Annotated in this window: 24 protein-coding genes; 9 read left to right on the forward strand and 15 right to left on the reverse strand. The window is 54.1% G+C overall.

Annotated features, from left to right (window positions below; all coding sequences use genetic code 11):
- Positions 1-120 precede the first annotated feature (120 nt).
- Positions 121-849 carry a DsbA family protein gene (locus ATI45_RS10310; RefSeq protein WP_098419424.1) on the reverse strand — a complete coding sequence of 243 codons (729 nt, stop codon included), beginning with the start codon at positions 847-849 and terminating at the stop codon, positions 121-123.
- A gap of 125 nt (positions 850-974) precedes the next feature.
- On the opposite strand from ATI45_RS10310, the gene ATI45_RS21915 reads away from it, so the two are divergent.
- The gene (locus ATI45_RS21915) at positions 975-1148 is read left to right on the forward strand and encodes a DUF6435 family protein (protein ID WP_143751152.1); all 174 of its coding nucleotides are present in this window, start codon (positions 975-977) and stop codon (positions 1146-1148) included.
- 55 nt (positions 1149-1203) lie between these two features.
- Here the strand turns inward: ATI45_RS21915 and ATI45_RS10315 are convergent, their stop codons facing one another.
- Both ATI45_RS10315 and ATI45_RS10320 read right to left on the reverse strand, forming a co-directional pair.
- Positions 1204-1548, reverse strand: coding sequence for a chaperone modulator CbpM (locus ATI45_RS10315; protein ID WP_098419425.1), 345 nt, complete (start codon positions 1546-1548; stop codon positions 1204-1206).
- 13 nt (positions 1549-1561) lie between these two features.
- Positions 1562-2515 (reverse strand): DnaJ C-terminal domain-containing protein, encoded by a 954-nt coding sequence (locus ATI45_RS10320; protein ID WP_098419426.1) that lies wholly within the window; start codon positions 2513-2515, stop codon positions 1562-1564.
- A 205-nt stretch (positions 2516-2720) separates the two neighbouring features.
- Here ATI45_RS10320 and ATI45_RS10325 point away from each other — a divergent pair, with 205 nt between their 5' ends.
- On the forward strand, positions 2721-3164 hold the full coding sequence (locus ATI45_RS10325; RefSeq protein WP_098419427.1) for a YtoQ family protein: 444 nt from the start codon (positions 2721-2723) through the stop codon (positions 3162-3164).
- Between the two features lie 70 nt (positions 3165-3234).
- Here ATI45_RS10325 and ATI45_RS10330 read toward each other — a convergent pair whose 3' ends face one another.
- From ATI45_RS10330 to ATI45_RS10345, 4 genes are read right to left on the reverse strand one after another with little or no spacing between them, the layout of a single operon-like run.
- Entirely contained in the window at positions 3235-3618 is a 384-nt protein-coding gene (locus tag ATI45_RS10330; RefSeq protein ID WP_098419428.1) for a DUF2750 domain-containing protein, read from the reverse strand.
- A gap of 43 nt (positions 3619-3661) precedes the next feature.
- Positions 3662-4573, reverse strand: a complete 912-nt coding sequence (locus ATI45_RS10335; RefSeq protein ID WP_098419429.1) for a homocysteine S-methyltransferase family protein — start codon at positions 4571-4573, stop codon at positions 3662-3664.
- A gap of 51 nt (positions 4574-4624) precedes the next feature.
- On the reverse strand, positions 4625-5056 hold the full coding sequence (locus tag ATI45_RS10340; RefSeq protein WP_098419430.1) for a DUF3010 family protein: 432 nt from the start codon (positions 5054-5056) through the stop codon (positions 4625-4627).
- A 16-nt stretch (positions 5057-5072) separates the two neighbouring features.
- Positions 5073-5417 carry a PBPRA1643 family SWIM/SEC-C metal-binding motif protein gene (locus ATI45_RS10345; protein WP_098419431.1) on the reverse strand — a complete coding sequence of 115 codons (345 nt, stop codon included), beginning with the start codon at positions 5415-5417 and terminating at the stop codon, positions 5073-5075.
- A 270-nt stretch (positions 5418-5687) separates the two neighbouring features.
- Between ATI45_RS10345 and ATI45_RS10350 the strand changes: the two genes are divergently transcribed.
- Both ATI45_RS10350 and ATI45_RS10355 read left to right on the forward strand, forming a co-directional pair.
- Positions 5688-6695 carry a zinc-dependent alcohol dehydrogenase family protein gene (locus tag ATI45_RS10350; protein ID WP_098419432.1) on the forward strand — a complete coding sequence of 336 codons (1008 nt, stop codon included), beginning with the start codon at positions 5688-5690 and terminating at the stop codon, positions 6693-6695.
- 90 nt (positions 6696-6785) lie between these two features.
- A complete protein-coding gene (locus tag ATI45_RS10355; protein WP_098419433.1) occupies positions 6786-7406 on the forward strand; it encodes a flavin reductase family protein in 621 nt (206 codons plus the stop codon).
- Positions 7407-7541: 135 nt separating this feature from the next.
- Here ATI45_RS10355 and ATI45_RS10360 read toward each other — a convergent pair whose 3' ends face one another.
- The gene (locus tag ATI45_RS10360) at positions 7542-7718 is read right to left on the reverse strand and encodes a CCGSCS motif protein (RefSeq protein WP_098419434.1); all 177 of its coding nucleotides are present in this window, start codon (positions 7716-7718) and stop codon (positions 7542-7544) included.
- Positions 7719-7940: 222 nt separating this feature from the next.
- On the opposite strand from ATI45_RS10360, the gene ATI45_RS10365 reads away from it, so the two are divergent.
- Both ATI45_RS10365 and ATI45_RS10370 read left to right on the forward strand, forming a co-directional pair.
- Positions 7941-9149, forward strand: coding sequence for an MFS transporter (locus ATI45_RS10365; RefSeq protein WP_098419435.1), 1209 nt, complete (start codon positions 7941-7943; stop codon positions 9147-9149).
- Between the two features lie 234 nt (positions 9150-9383).
- Positions 9384-10601 carry a polyhydroxyalkanoate depolymerase gene (locus ATI45_RS10370; protein ID WP_098419436.1) on the forward strand — a complete coding sequence of 406 codons (1218 nt, stop codon included), beginning with the start codon at positions 9384-9386 and terminating at the stop codon, positions 10599-10601.
- A gap of 172 nt (positions 10602-10773) precedes the next feature.
- On the opposite strand, the gene ATI45_RS10375 is transcribed toward ATI45_RS10370, so the two are convergent.
- Positions 10774-11832, reverse strand: a complete 1059-nt coding sequence (locus ATI45_RS10375; protein WP_098419437.1) for a 2,3-butanediol dehydrogenase — start codon at positions 11830-11832, stop codon at positions 10774-10776.
- A gap of 33 nt (positions 11833-11865) precedes the next feature.
- Entirely contained in the window at positions 11866-12861 is a 996-nt protein-coding gene (locus tag ATI45_RS10380; RefSeq protein WP_098419438.1) for an NADP-dependent oxidoreductase, read from the reverse strand.
- Between the two features lie 288 nt (positions 12862-13149).
- Between ATI45_RS10380 and ATI45_RS10385 the strand changes: the two genes are divergently transcribed.
- Positions 13150-15171 carry an oleate hydratase gene (locus ATI45_RS10385; protein ID WP_098419439.1) on the forward strand — a complete coding sequence of 674 codons (2022 nt, stop codon included), beginning with the start codon at positions 13150-13152 and terminating at the stop codon, positions 15169-15171.
- Between the two features lie 73 nt (positions 15172-15244).
- On the opposite strand, the gene ATI45_RS10390 is transcribed toward ATI45_RS10385, so the two are convergent.
- The 4 genes from ATI45_RS10390 to mtgA form a co-directional block, all read right to left on the reverse strand.
- The gene (locus ATI45_RS10390) at positions 15245-17131 is read right to left on the reverse strand and encodes a monovalent cation:proton antiporter-2 (CPA2) family protein (protein WP_098419440.1); all 1887 of its coding nucleotides are present in this window, start codon (positions 17129-17131) and stop codon (positions 15245-15247) included.
- 166 nt (positions 17132-17297) lie between these two features.
- Positions 17298-17852 carry a fasciclin domain-containing protein gene (locus tag ATI45_RS10395; RefSeq protein WP_098419441.1) on the reverse strand — a complete coding sequence of 185 codons (555 nt, stop codon included), beginning with the start codon at positions 17850-17852 and terminating at the stop codon, positions 17298-17300.
- A gap of 122 nt (positions 17853-17974) precedes the next feature.
- Positions 17975-18430: a DUF4112 domain-containing protein gene (locus tag ATI45_RS10400; RefSeq protein WP_098419442.1), complete on the reverse strand. Its 456-nt coding sequence runs from the start codon at positions 18428-18430 to the stop codon at positions 17975-17977.
- 89 nt (positions 18431-18519) lie between these two features.
- On the reverse strand, positions 18520-19221 hold the full coding sequence (gene mtgA / locus ATI45_RS10405; protein ID WP_179888256.1) for a monofunctional biosynthetic peptidoglycan transglycosylase: 702 nt from the start codon (positions 19219-19221) through the stop codon (positions 18520-18522).
- Positions 19222-19285: 64 nt separating this feature from the next.
- On the opposite strand from mtgA, the gene ATI45_RS10410 reads away from it, so the two are divergent.
- A complete protein-coding gene (locus ATI45_RS10410; protein WP_098419443.1) occupies positions 19286-19933 on the forward strand; it encodes a DsbA family oxidoreductase in 648 nt (215 codons plus the stop codon).
- 63 nt (positions 19934-19996) lie between these two features.
- On the opposite strand, the gene putA is transcribed toward ATI45_RS10410, so the two are convergent.
- A complete protein-coding gene (putA, locus tag ATI45_RS10415) occupies positions 19997-23626 on the reverse strand; it encodes a bifunctional proline dehydrogenase/L-glutamate gamma-semialdehyde dehydrogenase PutA (RefSeq protein ID WP_098419444.1) in 3630 nt (1209 codons plus the stop codon).
- Positions 23627-23997: 371 nt separating this feature from the next.
- Between putA and ATI45_RS10425 the strand changes: the two genes are divergently transcribed.
- Complete coding sequence (locus ATI45_RS10425) at positions 23998-24453, forward strand: Lrp/AsnC family transcriptional regulator (protein ID WP_179888028.1); 456 nt, start codon at positions 23998-24000, stop codon at positions 24451-24453.
- The last annotated feature ends 140 nt before the right edge of the window (positions 24454-24593 follow it).

Consider the following 24593-nt stretch of genomic DNA (forward strand, 5'->3'; position numbering starts at 1 on the left):
ATCCGGAGCATGGTTGGGGTAGTCGAGCATTCAAAGAGGGGGTGATTTTAGCCCATTAAGGCGATGGATCAAGTCAGGAGTGGCCGCAGCAACACGCTGCGGCCGGGTATCACCTAAAAATTAGCGGCGGGCAGCCAGTTCGCGTTCTACCACGGCAGACAGCTGACCCCAGCCCGGGCGGGTCAGGACGATGTTGTCGACCATCACAGTGGGTGTGCTGACCACCCGTAACTGGGTTGCCACTTTGGCGCTTTGTTCGATGGCCTCGCGGTGCAGTTCGGTTGCCATACAGCGGCTGAAGCGATTTTCACTCAGGCCAAGGTCGCCGGCATAACGGGTGAACGTTGCCTGCGGATCTGATACGTCTGACCAGCTCGACTGATTGCTGTACAGTGTTTCGTGCATAGGCCAATAGGCATTCTGGTCGCCCGCGCAGCGTGCGGCCTGGGCCGCCGGCATGGCATTGGCATGTTGTGACAGCGGCAGATCAAAATACACAAAACGCACCTTACCGCTTTCCACATACTCTTTTTTCAAGCGTTGGCTAGCGTCGGCAAAACGGGCACATGCCGGGCACTGATAATCCGCAAATTCCCGCACCACAACCGGCGCATCAGCTGCACCCACTGAAACGCCAAACTGATCCAGCTCGGCTGGAAACGCCGGCGTGCCTTGCTGCGCAACTGGCAATTCGTCAGAATCTGGCGACGGGCCAGACGTTATAAAGAACAGGCCAATCAACATCACGACGACAACTATGGTCATAACACCCAAGGCCAGTGAGCGTTTGCTGGCCGGTTTACGAGCCGCAGCGTGACCGCTGTGCTGGCGACGTTTTGCTTCACCCATGAAAACCAACTCCGTTGTGTGTTTAAGGCCCAGCAGTAAAGCACAATCCAGTCGTGTTGGCCTAGTCATCGGATTCGATATACTTGCCGTATACATCCAAAATATTATTGAAGGAGAGTAAATGCATGTTTGGATTATTTAAAAGCGACCCGAAGAAAAAGCTGCAAAAAGCCTACGAGGCCAAGTTGGAGAAGGCACTGCACTATCAGCGCAATGGAGATTTACGCACCCACAGTACGCTCATGTTAGAAGCGGAAAGTCTGTATGCGGAAATTCAAGCGCTCGAAAAGAGAGCCTAGAAAACGGAATAACGGCGCTGCTGTCATCAACACGCGCCGATTGCTTACGTTTAGCCTATTCGCCTGATAGCTGTCGAAGGCGCTGGTTCAGGCGACTCACTTCCCTACGCATTTGCTGAACTTCATCCAGCAAATCGAGCGATACCGCCAGACCAGGCAAATTCAGTTTCAAATCCTGCTGCAATCTTAGGGCCCGCTGCAGGCGTGTTAAGGCCATTACATCGAATTGCCAGTCCCGCGGAAGATGATGCTCTTCGATGGGCGACACAATGCCGTAGTTCACCAGCTTAATCACGAATTCTGCGTGGCATTCGCCACGCTCGCAAATCTCGTGCAATGTAAACACGCCACCGTCGGCATCGGTAATTTCTACAGTCAAAATGTGGTCTTGTCTGCTCATCCCAAACCTCCGGTTACACGTGCAGTCTGGCGCGTGGATTGAAGTCTTTTTCGGCGTCTGCCAGCTGCTGGTAAATGGCCAACGCTTGTTCCGAGTGCTCCTCAGGTAGCGTCACCTGCAACGTCACAATCTGATCTCCGACGTGTTTGCCAGGCAAGCCTTTGCCTTTCAGGCGCAGCTTACGACCGCTGGAAGAACCTTTGGGTACCTTCACGCTCACTTTACCACCGACTACCGGCACCGTAATACTGGCGCCTAACGCGCCCTCCCACGGGCTGATAGGCACGGTGATCAACACATCGTTACCGTCAACTGTGAACTGAGGATGGGGCGCCAGTTCCACTTCAATAAACAGGTCGCCGGCGCTGGCACCACCCACACCGGGCGAACCTTGGCCTTTCAGGCGAATGTGCTGACCCTCGCGCATACCGGCGGGAATTTTAACTTTGAGGGTTTTCTGCCGCGCCACAACCCGGCCACGCTCGTCTGCGTCGTGCACAGCGAACGAAACCTGTTTGTCACAACCGTTGTAGGCTTCTTCCAGAAACAGCGCCAGCCGGGCATGGATGTCTTCACCGCGCATGCGCATGTTCTGACGAAAACCGCCGCCACCGGCTTGCTGGCCACGGCCAAACATCTGCTCGAAAAAGTCACTGAACTGACTGGCATCGGCTTCGGTGTAGCCACCGCGGCCAAAACCGGATTCACTCTGCCAACCAGGAGGTGGCTGGAATGAACCGTCAGGTTGCGTGCCGTACTTGCGCAACTGGTCATATTCGGTGCGTTTTTCCGGGTCTTTCAGAACTTCGTAGGCTTCGCCGACATTTTTGAACATCTCATCGGCGTTGTCTTCCTTACTCACATCCGGATGATATTTCCGCGCCAGTTTGCGATAGGACTTTTTAATGTCCTCGGGAGAGGCAGACTCGCTCACACCAAGCACGGCGTAATAATCTTTGAAATCCATGGTTCTCCTCATATCGGCGCACGGCGGCTTGCAGTAGCTCAAAGATGATTGTCCTACTATCTATCATCGGCCCAAACGGAAAAATTGCAAGTGAGTCCGAGGTGTTAAAGGCGTGAACTGAATCCCCCCGCCCACTCACGTATGATGGGGTCTTGTTTATTGGCACCGCAGTTAATCTGCTCAATTATTACCTCAGGAGAATCCCATGATCTGGACTGTTTATCTTTCTGGCGAAATTCATACAGACTGGCGTGAACAAATTGAGGCGGGCGCAGAAGCGGCCGGCCTGCCCGTGGAATTCACCGCTCCGGTCACAAACCACGCAGCCAGCGATGCGGCGGGGGATATGCTGGGCAAACCCGATGTGGCATTTTGGCGCGACCACCAGTCATCCAAAGTGAATGGTATTCGCACCAAGACGATGCTGGAGCAATGCGACCTCGCAGTGATTCGCTTCGGCGACAAGTACAAACAGTGGAACGCCGCTTTTGACGCTGGGTTCTGCGCCGCCATGGGCACGCCTTACATTACCCTGCACGGCGACGACATTGTTCACCCCCTGAAAGAAGTGGACTCCGCCGCCATGGCGTGGGCACAGACGCCAGAACAGGTGGTTGAGGTTTTGAAATACGTGACGACGGCTGAGTAAAAGCAGGATCGGGGACAGATTTGAAATCTGTCCCCTAACTTTGAGATTTGAAATCTGTCCCCTACCTTACCTAAAAGCTCGACATCTCTTCTTGCAGATCGCGCTTTAGTTCTTCCGGCGAGGTTATCCACAAAGTACCGTCCGCGCCCGGGAACACGCCCACTTCCAACTTATCTTTGGTCAGGCCCGGCACCCATTTTTTGAAAAAGTCTGGCAGGGAAATGCTTTTCGGTGTCAGATCGTCCGAGCCCTTGGCATACTCTGCGGCGAATTCGGCGCTGGGCCACACCGGCACGTGTGCCACGCCTTCCTCTTCTGAAACAAGTTTTAGAAATCGGTTGTCGGCGTTGATCAGTATCCAGATATCCCGCTCTTCAAGCACAGCGCTCAAAAAGTAGTCGTAGCGCTCTTCGCCGTTCATTTCGAGCACGTCGGTTAATTCGTTACTGCTCATAAGGATTCCATCAATTTAAAGATTTAAACTCAAGTTTTCTTGCTCAGGAGTTTGGCACAGGCCGCTGGGAGAACCGAATAAACTCATAGTCGTCCGCAAGCGTTTCTACAATGTGCCGCACGTGCTCCGGTGTAATCTCGCAGCAGCCGCCAATAACTGTCGCCCCATCAGCTAGCCACTGGCGCACATGGGCCACATAGGCCTGTGGGGAAATATCTTCCCGCGTCTCCAGGGCATCCACCAAACCACCCCGCGCCATAGCCTCCACAGACTTGAAGGCGTTGGCATAACCGCCGACGCACGGATACAACCTAACAAGCTCGGGCATAGCTGCAGAAATCAACTCGGGATCACAGCAGTTCAGCATCACGGCCGTGGGTGAGTAAGGGGAAACCGCAGCAACCGCCTCCGCCAGGGTTTCGCCAGACATCAGTTTGCCGTCTGCCTCAAGGCGAAACGCGACGCTATAAGGCTTGCCCAACTCGCTCGCGGCGGCACAGGCCGCACACGCTTCCAGGGTATTGGTCATGGTTTCAATCAGCAGTACATCAGCGGCGGCCTGCAGCTTTACCAACACCGCGTACTCATCTCGCAAGTCTTCAAACGAACGCGCGGGCTGGCCCTGATAACTTCCAGCCAGGGGCGGCAGGCAACCTGCAATATCCACACACGCGCTGGTGGCTTTTACAGCCTGCCCCAGCAACTCGAAAGCATTTTGGTGAATGGCCGCCAATTGCTCCAACTGGCCGTGCTGCAACAAACGGGATGGCGTGGCAGCATACGTGTTTAGCGACAATGTTTTGGCTCCAGCGCGGATAAAATCAGCGTGTACTGCAGTAACCACGGCTGGCTGCTCGTGCATAACCGCAACCGACCACAGCGGCGAACTGATAGTAGCAGCACGCCGGTAAATTTCTTGGCCAAGGCCACCATCAAGAAGCACTACAGAGCGCATAGAGCGTTTCAATTCCTTAAAATGAACGTGTGAGTCTGGACATTGCTGGCGCTACTTTGCCACGTGCCCTACATAAGCCGCTGTAAACGCGGTTTCCTGAAAAATCTTCAGACCGGTGTCTGCAAACGGAACAGGCAAAGGATTAGATGAGAGCGTCGATTTAATCAGTGCGGGCGGAAGCAACACAACCTCAATGTCAGCACTGGCCATTAATTGAATAGCGGCCTCTAACTTGAAGCTGATGGCACCCCCGGCGAACTTTCCTTTCGGCATGCGCTCTTTAATAGCTACTTTATTAACGCCGTGCTCGGCCAAAAATTTCACGATGGACGCTTGAAACTCTTGAAGGTCGCCACGGGTGTGGTTTTTCTTAAGGCTTAACTTACGAACCTTACTGTCTGGCAGACTGAAATGCCCCTGATCCAGGTTCAGCAAACACACCACGGCATCGCTGCCGGTTAATTCAACACCACAAACGCGCATACACTATCCCCGCGGCTTAACCGCAGCACTTTTTGAATTTAACACCGCTGCCGCAACTGCAAGGATCGTTCCGGGCAGGTACTTTAGCCTGCGTTACCGTTACGCCCTTGTCCAGAATCGTCGTTAGCTCACCAATGGACTCAGCCGCATCCGCACTTGCGTCTACCGTAATGCTGGCGAAAAGATCTGCTTCGGCTACGAGAACTTCAACTTCTTGCTTCCGTGCTTCGCTGGTAACAATCAACGTTAACGGGAACTTCTTACTACCGGGCTTTTTGCTGGCATTAATTTGAAAACCGCCGCGCGCCGTGTGGTGCTGACGGGCATCCTGCCTGCCTTTAAAAAAGAACTTGTCGGACATGCTGCTATCTCTGATGGGTAAAAACGATGTGCCCGAGCCTATAAACGCAGGTTGCTGTCGGGGGGGGGAAATGGTTTTAGCACGGTTATCGAGCGGGATATATAGTAGATGGTGGAAAATACGATGTCGTTTAACCCATTTAACGAGCGTACATAAGAAAATCCTCTACTGGCTCCCGCAGTACAGGTTGTTCATTATCATTCACCAAAAGACTTCAGTAAGCTTCGGGCACAGTGAATAGACCTGCAGCAACCATCAAAGGCCATAAATATGAAAAGCATTACCCTTTCAAGCCCCGGCGGCCTGGAACACCTCAAGCTTAACAATAGCGCGGCACCTGGCGCGCCTGGGCCTGGCCAAATTCGGGTACGAATTCATGCCTGCTCCCTGAACTATCACGATTATGCAGTGGTTGTCGGGGCAATTCCAACCGAAGACCAGCGCATTCCCATGGCGGATGGCGCTGGTGTTGTGGAGGCCATCGGTGAAGGGGTCAGCGAATTCAAGGTTGGCGACCATGTGGTATCAACCTTCTTCCCTGAGTGGCTGACTGGCGCCGCCCCTACTGATAACTTCAGCACCACACCCGGTGACGGTCAGGATGGTTACGCCCGCGAGCAGGTCATCCGCCCAACCAGCTGGTTTACCCACGCACCGAAGGGCTATACCCATGCCGAAGCAGCCACTCTGACCACCGCTGGCTTAACAGCATGGCGAGCACTGGTTGTTAATGGTGGTTTAAAAGCAGGCGATACCGTGCTCACGCTGGGTACCGGTGGGGTGTCTGTGTTTGCACTACAGTTCGCCAAGATGATGGGCGCGCGAGTTATTTCCACGTCGTCTTCAGACGAAAAACTGGAGCGGCTTACAGCATTGGGTGCAGACCACACCATCAATTACAAAACAACGTCGGCTTGGGGGGCGCGAGTCCAGGAGCTGACAAATGGCGTGGGTGTTGATCACGTTATCGAAGTGGGTGGCCCTGGCACTCTTCCGGAATCCATCGATGCCGTTCGCATTGGCGGCCATATCGCGCTTATAGGCGTACTGACCGGCCGGGCTGGCGATATTCCCACCGCAAAACTGATGGCAAAACAGGCCCGGCTGCAAGGCTTGATTGTGGGCAGCCGGACCCATCAGCAAGAGATGATTCGCGCGATTGAAGTGAACGACATGCATCCGGTTCTTGACCGGTCTTTTGCGCTGGAAGACATTGCTGATGCTTTTCGCCATGAAGAATCTGGTAAGCACTTTGGGAAGATCTGCCTGGAGTTCTAATACGGACGCCTAGTTTATTAACCGGCCACTCCGCACGGTGGTCTGGTTACACCCATGCGTAAAGCACGAGTTTGTTGTCAGGAGTTTGTTATGCCCGAAGATATACACTTCTACGAACCCGCCAATGGTCACCGACTTGCACACGACCCATTCAATGCCCTGGTGGCCCCACGGCCGATTGGATGGATTTCAACGAAAAGCCGTGACGGCGCGCTTAATCTTGCGCCTTATAGCTTCTTCAACGCCTTCAACTATGTTCCCCCAATCGTCGGATTCTCCAGCGTCGGCTACAAAGACTCCGTGCGTAATGCGGAAGAAACCGGTGAGTTTTGCTGGAATCTGGCGACTCGTCCCCTGGCAGAGGCCATGAACCAAACCTGCGCCGCTGTCGGGCCTGAAGTTGATGAATTCGCCCTTTCAGGGCTGACCCCGAAGCCTTCGCGGATTATCTCCGTGCCGCACGTGGCGGAAAGTCCGGTAACATTTGAATGTCGGGTCACGCAGATTATTCAGTTGGCAGGCGTCGACGGTCAGAAGGTCAATACCTGGATGGTGTTCGGCGAGGTGGTGGGCGTGCACATAGCGCAACACCTGCTGCGGGACGGCGTTTACGATACGGCAGCGGGCGAACCCATTCTTCGCGGCGGCGGACCGGCGGACTACTTTGCAGTAAACGCGTCGCAAAAATTTCAGATGCATCGGCCGAAATAAATCAGCCCCGACTTAACCGGAGTGCGTTAAATTTCGCTGCGTTAAAAATAGCGGCGCTAACATCAAGAAGCTGCAAACAGCTCGCGCGCGTTTTTTTGCAGCCTTAGTCATTCAAAAAGCGATACCGCTATCGGCTCACGAGCAAGAACCGCAGCAAACGCCCGAGTCGCCGTGTTTACCTTTCTTTTTGGGCAGCATCTCGGCATCAACTGCGGCTTCTTTTTGTGCTTTTGGGTCGAAGTGCTGAGCTGAATCCACTTGTACTGCCGCAGCTTTTTTCCCTTTGAATACGTCTTTAAATGATTGAACCATTGGATTGCACCTTGGTTTTGGTCTTTAACATTTATTTATAATGAATCTTATTGGTTGGGCCAAAAGTAGTCAAGAGGTTCTTTGCCCGCGGGGCGTGTTGCGTTAAAAAAACGCTAAAACCCGGCTTCCATTCATAGAGGGGCTTCTGCGACCTATGTACAATGCTCTTCACGGCTAATTCTTTGTTGCGAATCAGCCTTCCGAAACCTTCACCAGACCATTATGCAATCATCAGCTACCCACACAGACCCCCACAGCTTATCAGCATTCCTGGTTTTTCTCGGCGCCGCCTTCGCATTCAGCGTGGTGATGATCGGCACCACCATGCCGACCCCGCTCTACCCCATCTATCGGGAAGCCTTCGGGTTTTCTCAGTTGATGATCACTATTATCTTTGCGGCGTACGCCTTCGGTGTCATTGCAGCACTGGTGATCACTGGCCGCTGGTCTGATCAGCTGGGCCGCCGGCCATTGCTGTTTGCCGGCATCGTCTGTTCGATCATCAGCGACCTGATATTCTGGCAGGCTGACGGTCTGGCAATGATTCTTGCGGGCCGTGTCCTGTCCGGGCTCTCGGCGGGTATTTTTACCGGCACCGCGACCGTGGCCGTGCTGGAGCTGGCGCCACCACACTGGCGTGAGCGGGCCACGTTTTTTGCCACCGCAGCGAACATGGGCGGACTGGGCCTTGGCCCTATGCTGGCGGGCGCGCTTTCGCATTACCTGCCCTCTCCACTGGAATTGACCTACCTGATACACATCGCGCTTGCTCTGTTGGCGCTCATCTGCATCTGGCGGGCTCCGGAAACCGTGAAAAGACCGACGCACCCAAAGCTGTCACTTCAGCGCCTGAATGTGCCCCAGGAAGTACGCGGTGTGTTTATACCCGCCGCCATCGCGGGCTTTGCTGGTTTTGCGGTTTGTGGCTTTTTCACCTCGATTGCACCGGCAATGATGGGCAATGTGCTGGGTTATGATAACCGTCTGCTGATCGGCGTTGTCGCGGGCAGTATCTTTATTGCCTCAACACTCGGCCAGTTCCTGCAGGATAAACTGCCGCTGCGCCTGCGTTTACCCATCGGATGCGCCACGCTTGTTGCTGGCGTGACGCCCGTAGCGCTCGGTATCCATTTCCAGTCGCTTACCCTGTTCATGGCCGGTGCAGTCATCGCTGGCACGGGCCAGGGAATCGCTTTTCGCGCCGGCCTGGGCGCTATAAACGCAGCTTGTCCGCCAGCGGAGCGCGCCGCAGTAACCTCAACCTTCTTTATTGTTGCCTACATTGCCATCTCGGTGCCAGTGATTGGCATCGGCTTGATGGCCAGCCTGCTCAGCCTTAAAGCGACCGGTATTATCTTCTCCGTCTTCGTTGGCTCTCTGGCGGCTGTGGCATTGCTGATTCTTTTATGGCGTGATCACCGAACAAACTGATAGGTACAAAGGGTGCGACCACAAAACGCGTAGTGAGCACAAAATTTGCTCAGAACGCACTCGAAAAAATATGTTAGGTTATTAGTACCTATTCCCCAAGAATCACCGGGGCATAGGCGCTGTCCTACAGGTACTTGTACCGGGACCGCGCCTCGAAAATAACCATCAGGTGATGCAAGAGCCAAGGAACCTGCTCGACAGTGTCGCAACCCAGAACTCAAGCAGGACAATGACATGATGTACTTTGCCCACGAGATAGGCCGCGCCGCGCTCAAGCCCATGCGCATGCTCACCAGCGCCCACAGCACCCTACTCCAACACCGCCTGAGCCCCTTATCCCGCATTCCCGGGTCACGCAGCATTGCCTCGGCTTACGATGTGTTTGGGGATCTTACTCACCGTTACCCGAAACCGGCTTTCAATCTGTCCACTACCCTCTGTGACGGCCAGCAAGTCGACGTCCATGAAGCCATTTTATGCCGCAAGCCGTTTGCGCAGCTCAAACACTTTAAACGTGACGTAGCGCGGCCCGATGACCCCAAACTGCTGATCGTAGCGCCGCTGTCCGGCCACTTTGCCTCGCTCCTGCGCGGCACCGTGGAGGCCATGTTGCCAGACCATGACGTGTACATTACCGACTGGCGCGATGCCTGCAAGGTTCCGCTGTCAAAAGGTGATTTTGGTCTTGATGATTACATCGACTACGTTATTGACTTCATCGACCACCTTGGGCCAGACACCCACGTACTGGCAGTCTGCCAGCCAGTGGTGCCAGTGCTTGCTGCCACCGCCATCATGGCAGAGGATGGCCACCCCGCCGCACCTCGCTCGCTGACGTTGATGAGCGGCCCCATAGACGGACGCATCGACCCTACAGCGCCTTGTAAAGTAGCCACTGAACACAACCTGGCGTGGTTCAAACGCAATCTGGTCCATCCGGTACCCGCGCCCTACCCCGGAGCCATGCGTAAGGTTTACCCTGGATTCCTGCAGTTGACCGGATTTGTAAACATGAATTTCGACCGCCACGTTGATGCCTATCGCGGGCTGTTCAGATCCATTCGCGACAACGAGACCGAGAAGGTCAGCCGCCACCGCGAGTTCTATAACGAGTACCTGGCGGTAATGGATTTGCCAGCCACTTATTATCTCGACACCATTGAGCGCGTTTTTCAGGAGTTTCATCTAGCTCGGGGCTGTTTCAAGCACCGCGGGCGCCTAGTGAATCCGGCTGCCATTCGCAACACGGCCTTGATGACTATCGAAGGTGAGAAAGACGACATTTCGAGCCCCGGACAAACCCGGGCCGCGCAAGATCTGTGCATCAATGTACCAGACTCCCGCCGACTGCATCACCTGCAACCGGATGTTGGCCATTACGGTGTGTTCAACGGCAGTAAATGGCGTGAATCCATTGCGCCGCGGTTACGGGAATTTATCCGCGCGGCCTGAACGGCTGGCGTGTTCAGCGCCCCTGTTATGCAGGAAAAGGGCCTGTGAGCCCTTAAAAAAACAGCTAAGTTATAGCCCTGATTTTTACTAGCTATAATTTAGCTTTACCCAACTTCTTCTGCAATTTTTATACAATCTACATTGTTTTTAATTTCTTATATAACGACGTCTGTTATGTATGAACAATTATCTTCACGGCTGATTCATTATTATGAATCAGCCTTTCGAAACCTTCAGCCACCAAATCTTCAAGTTTGATTCGCTGGGTAATGAAGGGCTCCAGGTTCACTTTACCTTCCTCTACCAGCTTAATGGTGTCTGCATGGTTGTTTGCGTAAGCAATGGTTCCACGCACGTCCAGTTCTTTCATAACAACGCTGTGTACATTCACCGTCGCCGGGTGGCTCCAAATCGATACGATGACAACGGTTCCGCTCGGTTTTGTCGCCTCGACCAGGGTATCCAGTACTTCGTTGATGCTGGTGCACTCAAACGCAACATCCACACCCCGCCCTTCAGTTATCTTCATAACCTCTTCGATAACGTTGACTTCAGAGGGGTCCAGAACATGGTCCGCAACGCCGGTTTCTTTCGCTTTCTCTTTACGTTTCGCACTCAGCTCCGTAAGGATAACGGTTATCCCCTTTGCCTTTAATACTGAAGACAACAACAAACCAATAGGGCCACCACCGCCTACCAGCGCAACGTCACCGGCTTTGGCACCGCTGCGAACAAACGCGTGATAACCAACTGTAAGAGGTTCAATCAAAGCGGCTTGATCGAGGGGAATAGCGTTAGAAATCGGATGCACCCAGCGACGTTTGACTGCGATTTTTTCGGATAAGCCGCCACCGTGGCCACCAAGGCCAATAAAGTTCATGTTTTTGGACAACTGGTAGCTTTCACCTGGGCCCGTGTCCACATCATCCGCAATAATATAAGGCTCAACCACAACGTGCTGACCGATTTCAATATCGTCTACACCGTCACCCACTTCGTAAACCACGCCTGAAAATTCGTGCCCCATGGTGATCGGAGCAGATTCTCCTGAGACCGGGTGGGGGTGACCGCAGGGCGGAATAAAAATGGGCCCCTCCATAAACTCATGCAAATCGGTACCACAGATGCCGCACCAAGCTACATCTATGCCTACAGTGCCGGGTTCTACTGTCGGTTCGGGGATATCTTCTATGCGAATATCACCTTTGTCATAAAAACGAGCAGCTTTCATCTGAATCTCCTTGCCTTTAATTAAAAAGAACCGCTAGATCTTCACCATCAACTTACCTTTGTTACCGCCGCTCAGGAACAGATTCAGGCCGTCCATCGCCGACTCTAGCCCTTCCAGAACGTGAGTACGATATTTAATATCGCCATTCTGAACGTAGGGGGCCAGCTTGGCTTGCAGCTCCTGCGCCTTGTGCATGTGGTCGGGCATAGTGAAGCCCTGAATGCTCAGGCGCTTTTTGATAACACGCATCCAGCTTGGGCCAGGGCGTGGGGTTTCGGCGGTGTAATCGGCAATCATCCCGCACACCACAATACGGCCGTGCGCATTCATGCGATCGAACACGTAGTGCTGAATCGGGCCACCGGTATTTTCAAAATACACATCAATGCCATTCGGCACTAATTCATCCAGTTTCGCGCTCAGGTCGTCGGTCTTATAATTTACGGCACCGTCAAAACCCAGCTCATTAATAATCCAGTCCGCTTTCTCTTGACTGCCAACGACACCAATAACCCGCAGGCCTTCAGCTTTGGCCAGCTGGCCGACAATCGAGCCAACTGAGCCTGCCGCTCCAGACACCACCAGCGTTTCACCCGACTTGGGATGACCACAACCGAACAGCCCTTGAGTGGCGGTCAGCCCCGGCAATGCGAAAACCGCCAGCGCCATTTCCAGTGGTATTTTTTTATCCAGCTTGTTGATACCTTTGCCGTCGGTCAGAGCCATTTCCTGCCAGCCGAACATTCCCATCACCTGATCGCCCACGGCAAAATCAGCGTGCCTGGAGGCAACCACCTCACCAACGCCGGATGAACGCATCACCGTTCCCAGCTCTACGGGTGGGATATAGCTGTCGGTGTCGCCGGTCATCCAACCCATCATGGCCGGATCCATAGACATGTAAGCCTGCTTAACCAGAAATTCGCCGTCGCCAGGTTCCGGTACGGTTTTTTCCACCACCTCAAACAGCTCCGGTCCGGGCTTTCCCTTGAGGTGCTTCACCAGATTGATCGCTTTATAGGTACTCATAAATAAGTCTCTCCTGTGATGATTAAGGGATCGCTATTGGCTATTGACGGTTAAACTCTAACGCAGCCAGCGTCGAAACTGCATTGCCATAAAGACACAAACAAACGATTCAAGAGAGGTGACGGGAAAACCCTGTGGAAGAAATTAATCTGCCCCGATTTTTTGAATCAGAACTATCCTTAAACCTTATCGGCTTTCTTGATCTAGATACCGAGTCAACCCTTGCTCCGCGATGCACAGGTGGTTGGCGATCCGCGCTTACTCCGCTGCCCCAGGAAGGAGAACACCATGCCCCGTCGGAAATCAGCCCGTTTCGATACTTCTAGTCTGAAAACCCACATTGACGCCATGGCGGAGCAAACGGTGGACGTATCTCCGGACGCCTCGTCCCGGCATTTGCACAATGGAGTGGATACCCCATTGCCACCTGCGGATCTGCATGGGAGCTATGTCAATCACCGCCCGCTGCCCACCGAAGGCGTTGACAAGCGCCATGCCTACATTGTGGGTAGTGGGATCGGCGGCCTGTCCGCAGCCTTCTTCCTGATCCGCGACGGTCACATGCCGGCAGAAAACATCACCATTCTGGAGTCCCAAGAGGTCGAGGGAGGCGCACTGGACGGCGCGGGCAATGCCGAGGAAGGCTACATCGTCCGCGGTGGCCGCGAAATGGAAGCGACCTACCAGAACTTCTGGGACGTTTTCTCGGAAATACCGGCACTCGAGCTGCCAGCACCCTTTACCGTGCTCGACGAATACCGGATCGTTAACGACGCCGACAAAAACTGGTCAAAAGTCCGACTTCTGGAAAAACAGGGCCAGATTCAGGACTCCTCAATCATGGGCCTCAGCCGCCTGCAGCAGCTTGAGCTGGTTCGGCTTTTCCTCGCACGCAAGGAAGACCTGGACAACATCACGGTTGAGGAATGGTTCAGTGAAGGCTTCCTGAACACCAATTTCTACACCTTCTGGCGCACCATGTTCGCCTTCCAGAACTGGCATTCCGTGCTGGAAATGAAGCTGTATATGCACCGCTTTCTGCACCTGCTGGACGGTTTGAATGACATGACCGCTCTCGTTTTCCCCAAGTACAACCAGTACGACAGTTTTGTACGGCCGTTGATGAGCTGGCTTAGGGATCAGGGCGTTAACGTTCAGTACGACACGATTGTGAGCAACCTGGAAATAGGTATCCGAGGCGAATCCAAAACCACCACTGCAATCCAGTGCCGCAACACTGATGGCGAAAAGACCATCAAGGTGCGCCCGCGTGACCTAGTATTCGTGACCATCGGCTCCATCGTCGAAGACACCGCCTACGGAACAGATGGCACTGTGCCCAAACTGCAGGTGAACCAGCCGGATCCGCTGACCGGCTCAAGCTGGCAGCTTTGGAAAAAGCTCGCCGAAAAATCCCCCGACTTCGGGCGACCCGAGAAATTCTGTGCCGACGTACCGAGTTCAACCTGGGAATCGGCAACACTGACGTGCAAACCCTCCCCGCTGACCGAGAAGATCACGGAACTGGCGGTCAACGACCCCTATTCCGGAAAAACCGTAACCGGCGGCGTCGTGACCTTCACTGACTCCGCATGGCTGATGAGCATGACCGTCAACCGCCAGCCACACTTTCTGGACCAGCCCTCCGACGTGATCGTGCCTTGGGTGTATGGGCTGCTCATGGACAAGCCCGGCGATTATGTGAAAAAACCTATGCCGGAATGCACCGGAGAGGAAATCCTGACCGAACTGTGCTACCACCTCGGGCTGATCGATCAGGTCGGCGACGTCATTGCCGCGACCATAGTACGTTCCGCGCTGATGCCCTACATCACCGCTCAATTCATGCCCCGTGCGCAAGGAGACCGCCCCTGGGCGGTGCCGACAGGCTCTACCAACCTCGCCTGCCTCGGCCAGTTCGTTGAAACCCATAACGACGTGGTGTTTACCCTGGAAAGTTCCGTGCGCACGGCCCGCATCGGTGTCTACAGCCTGCTGGGCGTCAAGAAGCAGGTGCCCGACATTTACCCGGGCCAGTACGACATCCGCCGCCTGCTACGGGCAACACGCACACTGAACAATGACGAGGCATTTCTCGGCGGGGGCTTGCTGCGCCGGTTTCTGGAGGGGACTTATCTCGAACATATCCTGCCCCTTGGCCCCGACGAAACACCCAATGACCTGAAAGGTACCGGTCTGTTCGAGCAACAACTGACCAATTTGCGTGAGCTAGTCGAGGGCAAACATTCAGTGGCGACCGCTAAGGGGTGGCTCCAGGAAACGATCAAGAAACTTCGCAAACGTCACTGAACGAGCAAGCCAATGTGCTTCTGTCTGGTTCATGTGGAAGTGCGCTTTAGCCCATAGCCTTTAAAGCCGGCCTTTAATCCATTCCAGGGGGTTTCCAGACCGGAACATCCTCAGGCTTCGGTGCTTCCCAATCACCCTGCATGGATGTGCTCAAGGCTTCTTCGAGCTTCATGAACAGCTCACCATAGCGGGGGCTGAAGTTAATGCCTTCCTCGATTTCTTTCCAGGCTTCGAATAGCTGTGCATCTTGGGCCCGCTCATTTTCGACGAAGGCCCAGGTCATCTGTTTTGCTCGCATTGGGTGCACGCCCATCGCCGTAAGCGCATGGCCACCCAGCTCCAGAGCAGAGCGATAGGTTTCGCTCATCACATCATCAGCACCCGCCTTCAGAAGCTGATATCCGTGGCCACGGTCGAAGGCGCGCGCCAGCACCCATACATCGGGGAAAAACTTTTTTACATGTTTCACCATCGCCACAGCGCGATCCCGATCATCAATCGCCACAACTAAAAGGCGAGCCTGTTCAATACCCGCCTTTTCCAGCACGTCAGGGCGACTAGCATCTCCGAAGAAGCTCTTGATGTTGATTCGTCGAACATTTTCAATTTGCTCGAGTTCATGATCGAGCACCACCATGGGAATGCTGTTAGCCCGCAGCAAACGGCAGACAATCTGCCCAAACCGCCCCACGCCAGCCACGATAACCGGGGCTTGCTCATCAATGGTGTCCGCATCCCGATCATCGTTTTGCGAGCGTTGGTAACGGGGCAGCACAATGCGGTCGTAAGCGATAAACAACAGAGGTGTGAGGAACATAGACAGCGCAACAACCAGAGAAAGAATCTGGGAGATTTCCGGCGGAATTACATCGCTTTGCACGCTGTAGGTGAGCAACACAAAACCAAACTCGCCAGCCTGTGCCAGCCCCAGAGTAAACAGCCAGCCGTTGCTGCTGTGAATTCCGAACATCTTCGCAAGCGCAAATAGAATAAGCGCCTTGACCACAATAACCGCCGCGCCCAAAGAAACAATGGTGCCCCACTCGGCCACCAATACCTCGAAGTTGATTCCGGCACCCACAGTGATAAAAAACAGGCCCAGTAACAGGCCTTTGAAAGGCTCGATGTTGGCTTCCAGCTCATGGCGGAACTCGCTGTTGGCTAAAACCACACCTGCCAGGAAGGCCCCCAAGGCAGGCGAGAGGTTTACGACACTCATGAGCGCGGCAATGCCAATAACCAACATCAGCGCCGTGGCGGTGAACACTTCTCGCAGCCCGGACTGCACCACGTAACGAAACAACGGACGGCTCAGGTAATAGCCGCCAACAATGACGGCAGCGACCGCGCCTACAACAACAAGGGCATGAGCCCAGCCCGGCAGGCCGGCCACCAGGCTCAGGCCCGCGTCTTCGTTGGACCCAGAGGCTGAGTCGCCCTTCAAGCCCGGCAACGCTAACAGCGGAATCAGGGCTAACATGGGAATAACAGCGATGTCCTGGAACAGCAACACGGAAAATGTATTGCGGCCGCCTTCCGTCTTTGACAGCCCTTTCTCGTCGAGGGTTTGCAGCACGATGGCCGTAGACGAGAGCGCGAAAATAAGGCCCACCGCCAGGGCCGTCTGCCACTGAAGCCCAAGCCACCAGGCGCCAGTCATCCCGGCCGCCGCCGTCAACGTAACCTGAAGGCCGCCGAGCCCCAACAGGCGAACCCTCTTGACCCAAAGCGCTTTCGGATCGATTTCCATACCGATCAGAAACAACATCATAACAACACCGAATTCCGCAAAATGCTGGATGGTGTTGGTTTCCTGCCCTACCAGCCCCATAACCGGCCCGATCACCACGCCGGCAACCAGGTAGCCAAGTACGGAACCCAGGCCAAAGCGTTTTGCCAAAGGCACTGCGATCACAGCAGCCAAAAGGTAAATAAAAGCTTGAATGAAATAGGTCGTCATGGACTGGTTACCATCGTGCTAACAAACATCTGATGCAATCATCCTTCTGCAAAGTGATTCGTCACGATGCCTGACTGTGGGTTAAGAAAAAACCAATATTATTGCTAACCAAAAAAACGGCCGCGAAGGCCGTCTTTTTTCTATTCAATCTCTTTCAGTTCTGTCTCTACGGCATCAGCACCGTATCAATCACGTGCACTACGCCATTGGACTGCATCAGATCTGCCGCCACCACTGTGGCCATATTTCCTTTTGAGTCCTCGATCATCAACGAATCGCCCTCGAGACTGAACGTAAGCTCATCGCCCTGGACCGTGGCTACTGAGGCCGATCCACCACCATCCTGAACCATCTTAATCGCTGCCGCCGCCGGCGCTTTGGTGGCCAATACGTGATAGGTCAGAATCGATTGGAGTTGTTCTTTATTTTCTGGTTTCAACAATGTTTCAACGGTGCCTGCGGGCAGTTTCGCAAACGCTTCGTTGGTGGGTGCAAATACTGTGAAAGGGCCTTCTCCGGAAAGCGTTTCTACCAGACCGGCGGCTTTAACCGCAGCAACCAAAGTACTCAAGCTCTCTGTCTCTACCGCTTTCTCAACAATATTCATCGAATCCATTTTGCCCATCTTATGATTTTCAGCAAAAGCCGGCAGGGCCACAACGGCGGTGCCCAACATCAGCGAAGAAACTACTAACGACTTTACGATTCCTGTTTTTTTCACGTCATCATCCTCATTGTTTGCTTCGGGTAATTACCAATGAGTTTACGGAGACCCGGCGGCAGTGGATTCTGACGATCAACTTATATTGATTAACTTTTATACAGAACAGCTTTACTGGCTTGTCAAAAGACGAGCGTCAGGCCAGCGACAATAATCCCAAACAGAATGGACAAGCCTACCAAAACCTTCCACGGAAAAGGTGGCGCAGGCGGCTCTGCAGCGAGCTGATCTTCCAGATAGCCCCTCAACAACCGCGTATTGCGGGTATTGGCCTTGTAGATGGCGTCAAAGGCGTCTCCCACCACGGGTAGCAGGCCACCTACAAAATCGATGCCCATATTGCGCAGCATGCGCCGCTTTACATCCTTGCTGGCCCCGGCCCGTTGCGCTTCGATCAACACGTAACCGGACAACGCCAGACCCGCGATGTCTCCCACCACCGGCACCAGGCCGATAACGGCTTCAGCCCCAATCTTGAAGCGGGTGAAGGGGATGCCGATGCTGCTGTCGGTGAAGCGGCTAAACCTGTCCAGCCGTTCAAGGATCGCCCGTTGCCGGGCTTCGGTGGGCTTTGCCATTGCATCTCCAGATACCAGGTAAAAAAACGGATGTAAAACAGGTTAGCAGAAAACAGATCTGCCCCACATTTCACAGGCACGGGACGTATTTATTCTTCAAGGCCGCGCAAGTATCGCAGACCGGACAACTGGTCCATTTGGCCCCGAATCCACGTAACCCGACCCCATACATAATCTGAAGGCTGGGCGGCGCTGAGCACTTTCGGATTCGGAAGAACCGCCGCAAGCCTGGCCGCCTGGTTTTGCGACAGCTGGCTGGCTGAAATACCAAAATACCGCCTGCTGGCCGCTTCTACTCCGTAAACTCCACGGCCAAATTCGGCAATGTTCAGGTAAACCTCAAGAATTCTGCGCTTCGGCCAAAGTGCATCAATTGCAATGGCCAAACCGGCCTCCAAAGCCTTGCGAACAAAGCTGCGACCATTCCAGAGGAACAGGTTTTTAGCGGTTTGTTGGGTAATGGTGCTGGCGCCACGCAAGCCTTGCCCCTTTTTATGCTCTGAAACGGCTTTGCGGATAGCCGCAAAATCAACACCATGATGCTCAGGGAATCGTTGATCTTCGCTGGCGACCACGGCCAGCGGCATCCAGGGAGAGATATCCGATAGCGCCACCCAGTCATGTTGCAGCTCAGGGTTTGAATCAGTTACCAGATAAGCCAGGATAAACGCAGAGGTTGGCGGGTTCACAAACCGGAACAGCAGTATCATCATCAGCACCAAGAGCACACACCCGGCAAGGAACCAGGTAGAGCGGCGCAATGATGTTCGAATCAATGATTGTAGGGCCACAGTTTTGTCGTCACGCAGTTTTTGGGTCAGAATCGAATCTGAACAGAAACCGGAGGAACTTTCCATGAAACATGTAACTATTGATATTGTGTCGGACATTGCCTGCCCTTGGTGTGCGATTGGCTATGCACGGCTGGAAAAGGCCATGGAAGAGCTGAAAAACGAAATGGATTTTGCCATCGAATGGCACGCATTCGAGCTCAACCCGGACCCATCCGGCGACGGCGAACCCATACTCCCGGCACTGAGCCGCAAGTATGGGCGCAGCGAGGACGAAATGAGGGCAAATCAGGCCCAGATGATAGACGTCGCCCACAGCCTCGGCCTGAATTTCGAAAAACTGCAGGAACGCTATACCCGCAATACGTTTGACGCTCATAGATTGGTGAAGTGGGCTGGACAGCACAACAAGCAGACGGCGATGAAACAAGCATTTTTCGAAGCCTATTTCGGCCGCGCCGAAAATATCGCCCAGGCGGACATTCTGGTTCAATGCGTGGAGAAGATTGGCCTGAACAGTTCTGAAGCCCGAGAGGTTCTTACCTCAAACCGGTATGCCGATGATGTAAGACAAGACGAAGCTAAATACGAGCAAGCCGGGGTTTCGGCCGTGCCTGCCTATATCGTTGATGGCAAATATATGATTTCTGGGGCCCAGGAACCGGAAACGCTGGTCAAAGCCTTGCGGGAGATTGCAGCGGAACCGGTCTAGGTCTTCTCATTACCGGGCGTGGGGGCCCTTCCATGGGTTCCCTGCGCCTTGTTACGAGACCGCTTATTCAGACGCAGCAATCAGGCTGGCATTACCGCCAGCAGCCGTTGTGTCAACACACAGATGGCGCTCGATCACGTACCGCTGATCAAGTTTATGCTCCGTAATCAGCGGCAGCAGCGCACCATCGCGCTTTCTCAGCGCCTGCCGATACGGTTTTAGCACAGCGTGCTCGCCACAGCTGACCGCTGCTTCGAAGCCCTTGACGGTTTCAAGAGCATCCGGCTCCAGCTGGCCTTCCACACCAACCACTGGCAAACCAGCCTTGGCAGCACGATCTACGGTGTCACTGACACCCGGCGCAACCACCACTACCTTGTTGCCCTGAGCCAGTGCCATGATCATCTGCTCGATCGCTGTGTCTTTATCCGGACCCAGACACAGCACCGTGCCACGGGCGTGATTGGTCAGAATGTTGCTTTCACCGGTTGGCCCCGGCATTACCTCTTCGTGGGCGTCAAGTGGCTCCGGAACACTGTCGAAGACCGACTGCATGGCCTCAACCCGCGCTTTTGGCACTTGGGTGTTCATTCTGCCAAGCTTGCCGATCAGGCTCTCCAGCGCTCTTGCATCCACATTCTTGCCACCCGATTCTGCCGGCCGCTGAACCGTCTCGCCTTTCATAAACCGACGCACATACTGCGGGCCACCGGCTTTCGGACCAGTCCCTGACAAACCTTCGCCACCGAACGGCTGAGAACCCACGACCGCACCGATCTGATTCCGGTTGACGTAGATGTTACCCACCTTGATGCGACGGGAGATACGGTCAACTCGGCTATCTACCCGGCTATGAACACCAAAGGTCAGGCCGTAGCCCTTTGCGTTAATGTCATCCACTACCTTGTCGATATCTTTCGCATCAAAAGTAGCCACATGCAGAACCGGGCCGAAGATTTCTTCTTCCAGATCCCCAATGCCGTTCACCTTGATCACCGCAGGAGACACAAAGTTGCCTTTGTGCGGCACTGACAGTTTCTTCAGAAGCTGGTCCTTGTTCTCGAACTTCTTGCAGTGATCGATGATTTTCTTCGCGGATGGTTCGTCAATGACCGGGCCTACATCTGTAGACAACAGCCACGGATCACCAATGCCCAGCTCTTCCATGGCGCCGTACAGCATTTTCAGCAGACTATCGGCAATGTCCTTCTGCACATACAACATCCGCAGCGCAGAGCAACGCTGGCCCGCACTCTGGAAGGAAGAAGCCAGCACATCACGAACTACCTGTTCCGGCAGTGCGGTGGAATCTACAATCATGGCGTTCAGGCCGCCGGTCTCTGCCACCAAGACGGCATCCGGTGCCATGTTTTCGGCCATGGCCTTGTCGATAACCTTGGCGGTATTGGTAGAACCGGTAAAACAGACGCCGGCTATACGGGAATCCGAAGTCAGGCCCGCACCCACGGTGGCACCGGTGCCCGGCACCAGTTGGATCGCATCCTTGGGAATGCCTGCCTGATGCATCAGCTCTACTGCTCGAACGGCTAGCAGCGACGTTTGCTCGGCTGGCTTGGCCAGAACGACGTTACCCGCCACCAGGTTAGCCAGAATCTGACCGGTGAAGATAGCCAGCGGAAAATTCCAGGGTGAGATACACACCACCGGGCCTATGGCTTCACCGCTGTTTTCATAGCGAACGCCTTCGTTGGCATAATAGTGGGCAAAGTCCACCGCTTCACGAATTTCAGCGACTGAGTCCGACAGCGATTTACCCGCCTCGCGGGTGGCCAGTGCAAACAGCTCGAGGGTGTTCTCTTCATAAAGATCCGCGACTTTGCGCAGGCAGGCGGCACGTTCTTCTACTGGCGTGGCAGACCATGACTTAAAACCTTTCTGCGCGGCAGAAATTGCGGTTTCGATATCGGCCTCGTTGGCCTGGGTAACATGACCCACCAAATCTTCCGGGTTGGCCGGGTTGCGAACTACCTGTGCTTCGGTGCCCGATACCTTACCCGAAATCAGCGGCCCGCCTTTCCAATGGTGCTCTTTGTAAGCATCGCGGCCCTTATCAATGGCTTCGATGGTGACCGAATCAGTCAGGTCCCAGCCTTTGGAGTTGCGGCGATTCTCACCAAAAAGCTTGGTTGGACGCACAATCGCCTTGCTGGAAATGTCGTCACCCATTTCCTTAACCAGATCGATCGGGTCTTTTGCGATCATTTCAGGCGGAATATCTTCATCCACAATTTGGTTTACGAAGGAGCTGTTGGCACCGTTTTCCAGCAGGCGACGCACCAGATACGCCAGCAGTTCGTGATGGGGGCCTACCGGCGCATAGATCCGGCAGGGTACGCCGCTGTCGCCCATAACTTGGCCGTGCAGAGATTCACCCATACCGTGCAGGCGCTGAAACTCGTAGTTGGCTTCACCACGAACTCTGGCCAGCTCAAGAATTGCCGACACGGAGTGCGCGTTGTGGGTGGCGAACTGAGGGTAAATGCGATCCGTCATGTTCAGCAATTTGGTAGAGCAAGACAAGAACGACACATCACTACAGGCCTTGCGGGTAAACACAGGGAATCCGTCCAGGCCCATGACTTGGGCACGCTTGATTTCAGCGTCCCAGTAGGCACCTTTAACCAGCCGCACCATGATGCGGCGATCGTATTTTTTAGCGATCCCGTACAACCAGTCCAGCATGAAAGGCGCACGCTTACCGTAAGCCTGCACACAGACGCCGAAGCCATTCCAGCCTGCAAGTTCGGGATCACTCAGAAGAGCCTCGATGACGTCCATTGACAGTTCCAGCCGGTCCTGCTCTTCCGCGTCAATATTGAAGCCCATGTTAGCGGCGGCCGCTTTTTTGACCAGTCGCATAGCCCTAGGCACAAGCTCCTTCATGACCCGCTCTTTGTTGCCGTACTCATACCGTGCAAGCAGCGCAGAGAGCTTGACAGAAATGCCCGGATTTTTGCGAACGTCACCACTGCAATGTTTGGCAATACTGTCTATGCCGTCAGAGTAGGCGTTGTAGTAACGCTGGGCGTCATGATCCGTGCGGGCCGCTTCTCCCAGCATGTCATAAGAGTAGGTGTAGCCCTTTTTCATGTAGCCTTCACTGGCTTTCTGGGCTTCCTTGATATCGCGCCCCAGAACGAATTGCCGCCCCATCTCCTTCATGGCTTGGCTTGCCACCGTGCGAATCACCGGCTCGCCCAAACGTTTCAGAAGCTTACGCAGGGTTTCGCCTACGCTCTTGCGCTCTGAATCTTTGAGCAGGTTGCTGGTGATCAACAAGGCGATGGTCGCCGTGTTGATCAAAGAAGAGGAAGCCTTGCCCCGATGGTCGCCCCAGCACCCGGACGTGATCTTGTCTTCGATCAGGTCGTTGACAGTTGTAGCGTCCGGCACACGCAGCATGGCCTCAGCCAGGCACATGAGAGCAACGCCTTCTTTCGTAGTTAGCCCGTACTCGGCCAGGAATTTTTCCATGATGGTGGGCTTGGCGTTCTTCCGAACGCCACGAACCAGGTCGGCCGCTCTGGCAGAGATAGCCTTGCTCTCGGACGGGGATAATTGAGCGCCAGCAATCATCTCGTGAACGACGACATGCTCGTATGCAAGATAATAATCGCGGATCGCCTGTCGGCTGTCGACAACTGCGGGAGTCTCTGATTGCTGCGGTCTCATGGTTGTACCCTCTTCTTCATTGTTTGTATTGCTCACCGTTGCGGCATTCTACCGAGAACAGCAAAAAAGTTTTCACTGTAAAAAAGGAATTTACAGACCAATTTATCTTTTTTTGGAGGTAAAAAATGGCAAAAACTCTGAGACCGCGCTGCTAGATAGGCTAAACTCCCAGATCTGAACGCTTTAGTACCACTATTTCTTCTGAGAAAAGCACACTTCCAAACCTTCAGCGTAGCCTTAATGTCGGTACTTTGCAGAAATTAACGTGCGCGAAATCAAAACCCAGATAACTCCATTCCGGGCATTATCCAGATTTTACGTACGAACTACGGAAAAGTTCAAACAGACCGGAGCACACCCAGCAGGAGATAATGATCGTGGAACTGGACCGGATTGACCACTCAATCATTCGCGAATTGCAGAAGAATGCCCGAGTCACCGTTACAGAGTTGGCGTCCCGGGTTGGACTGTCCAAGACGCCCTGCCAGGTTCGCATGCGGCGGCTGGAAGAACAGGGCTACATTACCGGGTACACAGCACTGGTCAATCACACCAAACTGCAACAAAGCCACATCGCGTTTGCGGAAGTAAAACTGAGCGACACCAACATCTACGCTCTAAACGCGTTCAACGAGGCTGTCATCCAGATCTCCGCCGTTGAACAGTGCCACATGATTGCCGGTAACTTCGATTATCTGCTCAAAGTCCGCACCCGCAACATGGCCGAATACCGGCAAGTTCTCGGTGAACAGATTTCAGCTCTGCCCCACGTTTTACAAACCAGTACCTTTGTGGTGATGGAGAACGTCAAAGACGTGGGAGTCTAGAGCGTAAACCTGAACAAAGCTGGTGATTAGAGCGCACGCCAGCGAGCTTTCTTGCCTTTATCCAAGTTGTCGGATAGTCTCCCAAGTGATTGAGAAAGAAGCGATAATTAACGTTTATGAGTTGGTTCCTTACCGGCAGT

The sequence above is a fragment of the Marinobacter sp. LV10MA510-1 genome, assembly GCF_002563885.1.
Taxonomy (GTDB): Bacteria; Pseudomonadota; Gammaproteobacteria; order Pseudomonadales; family Oleiphilaceae; genus Marinobacter.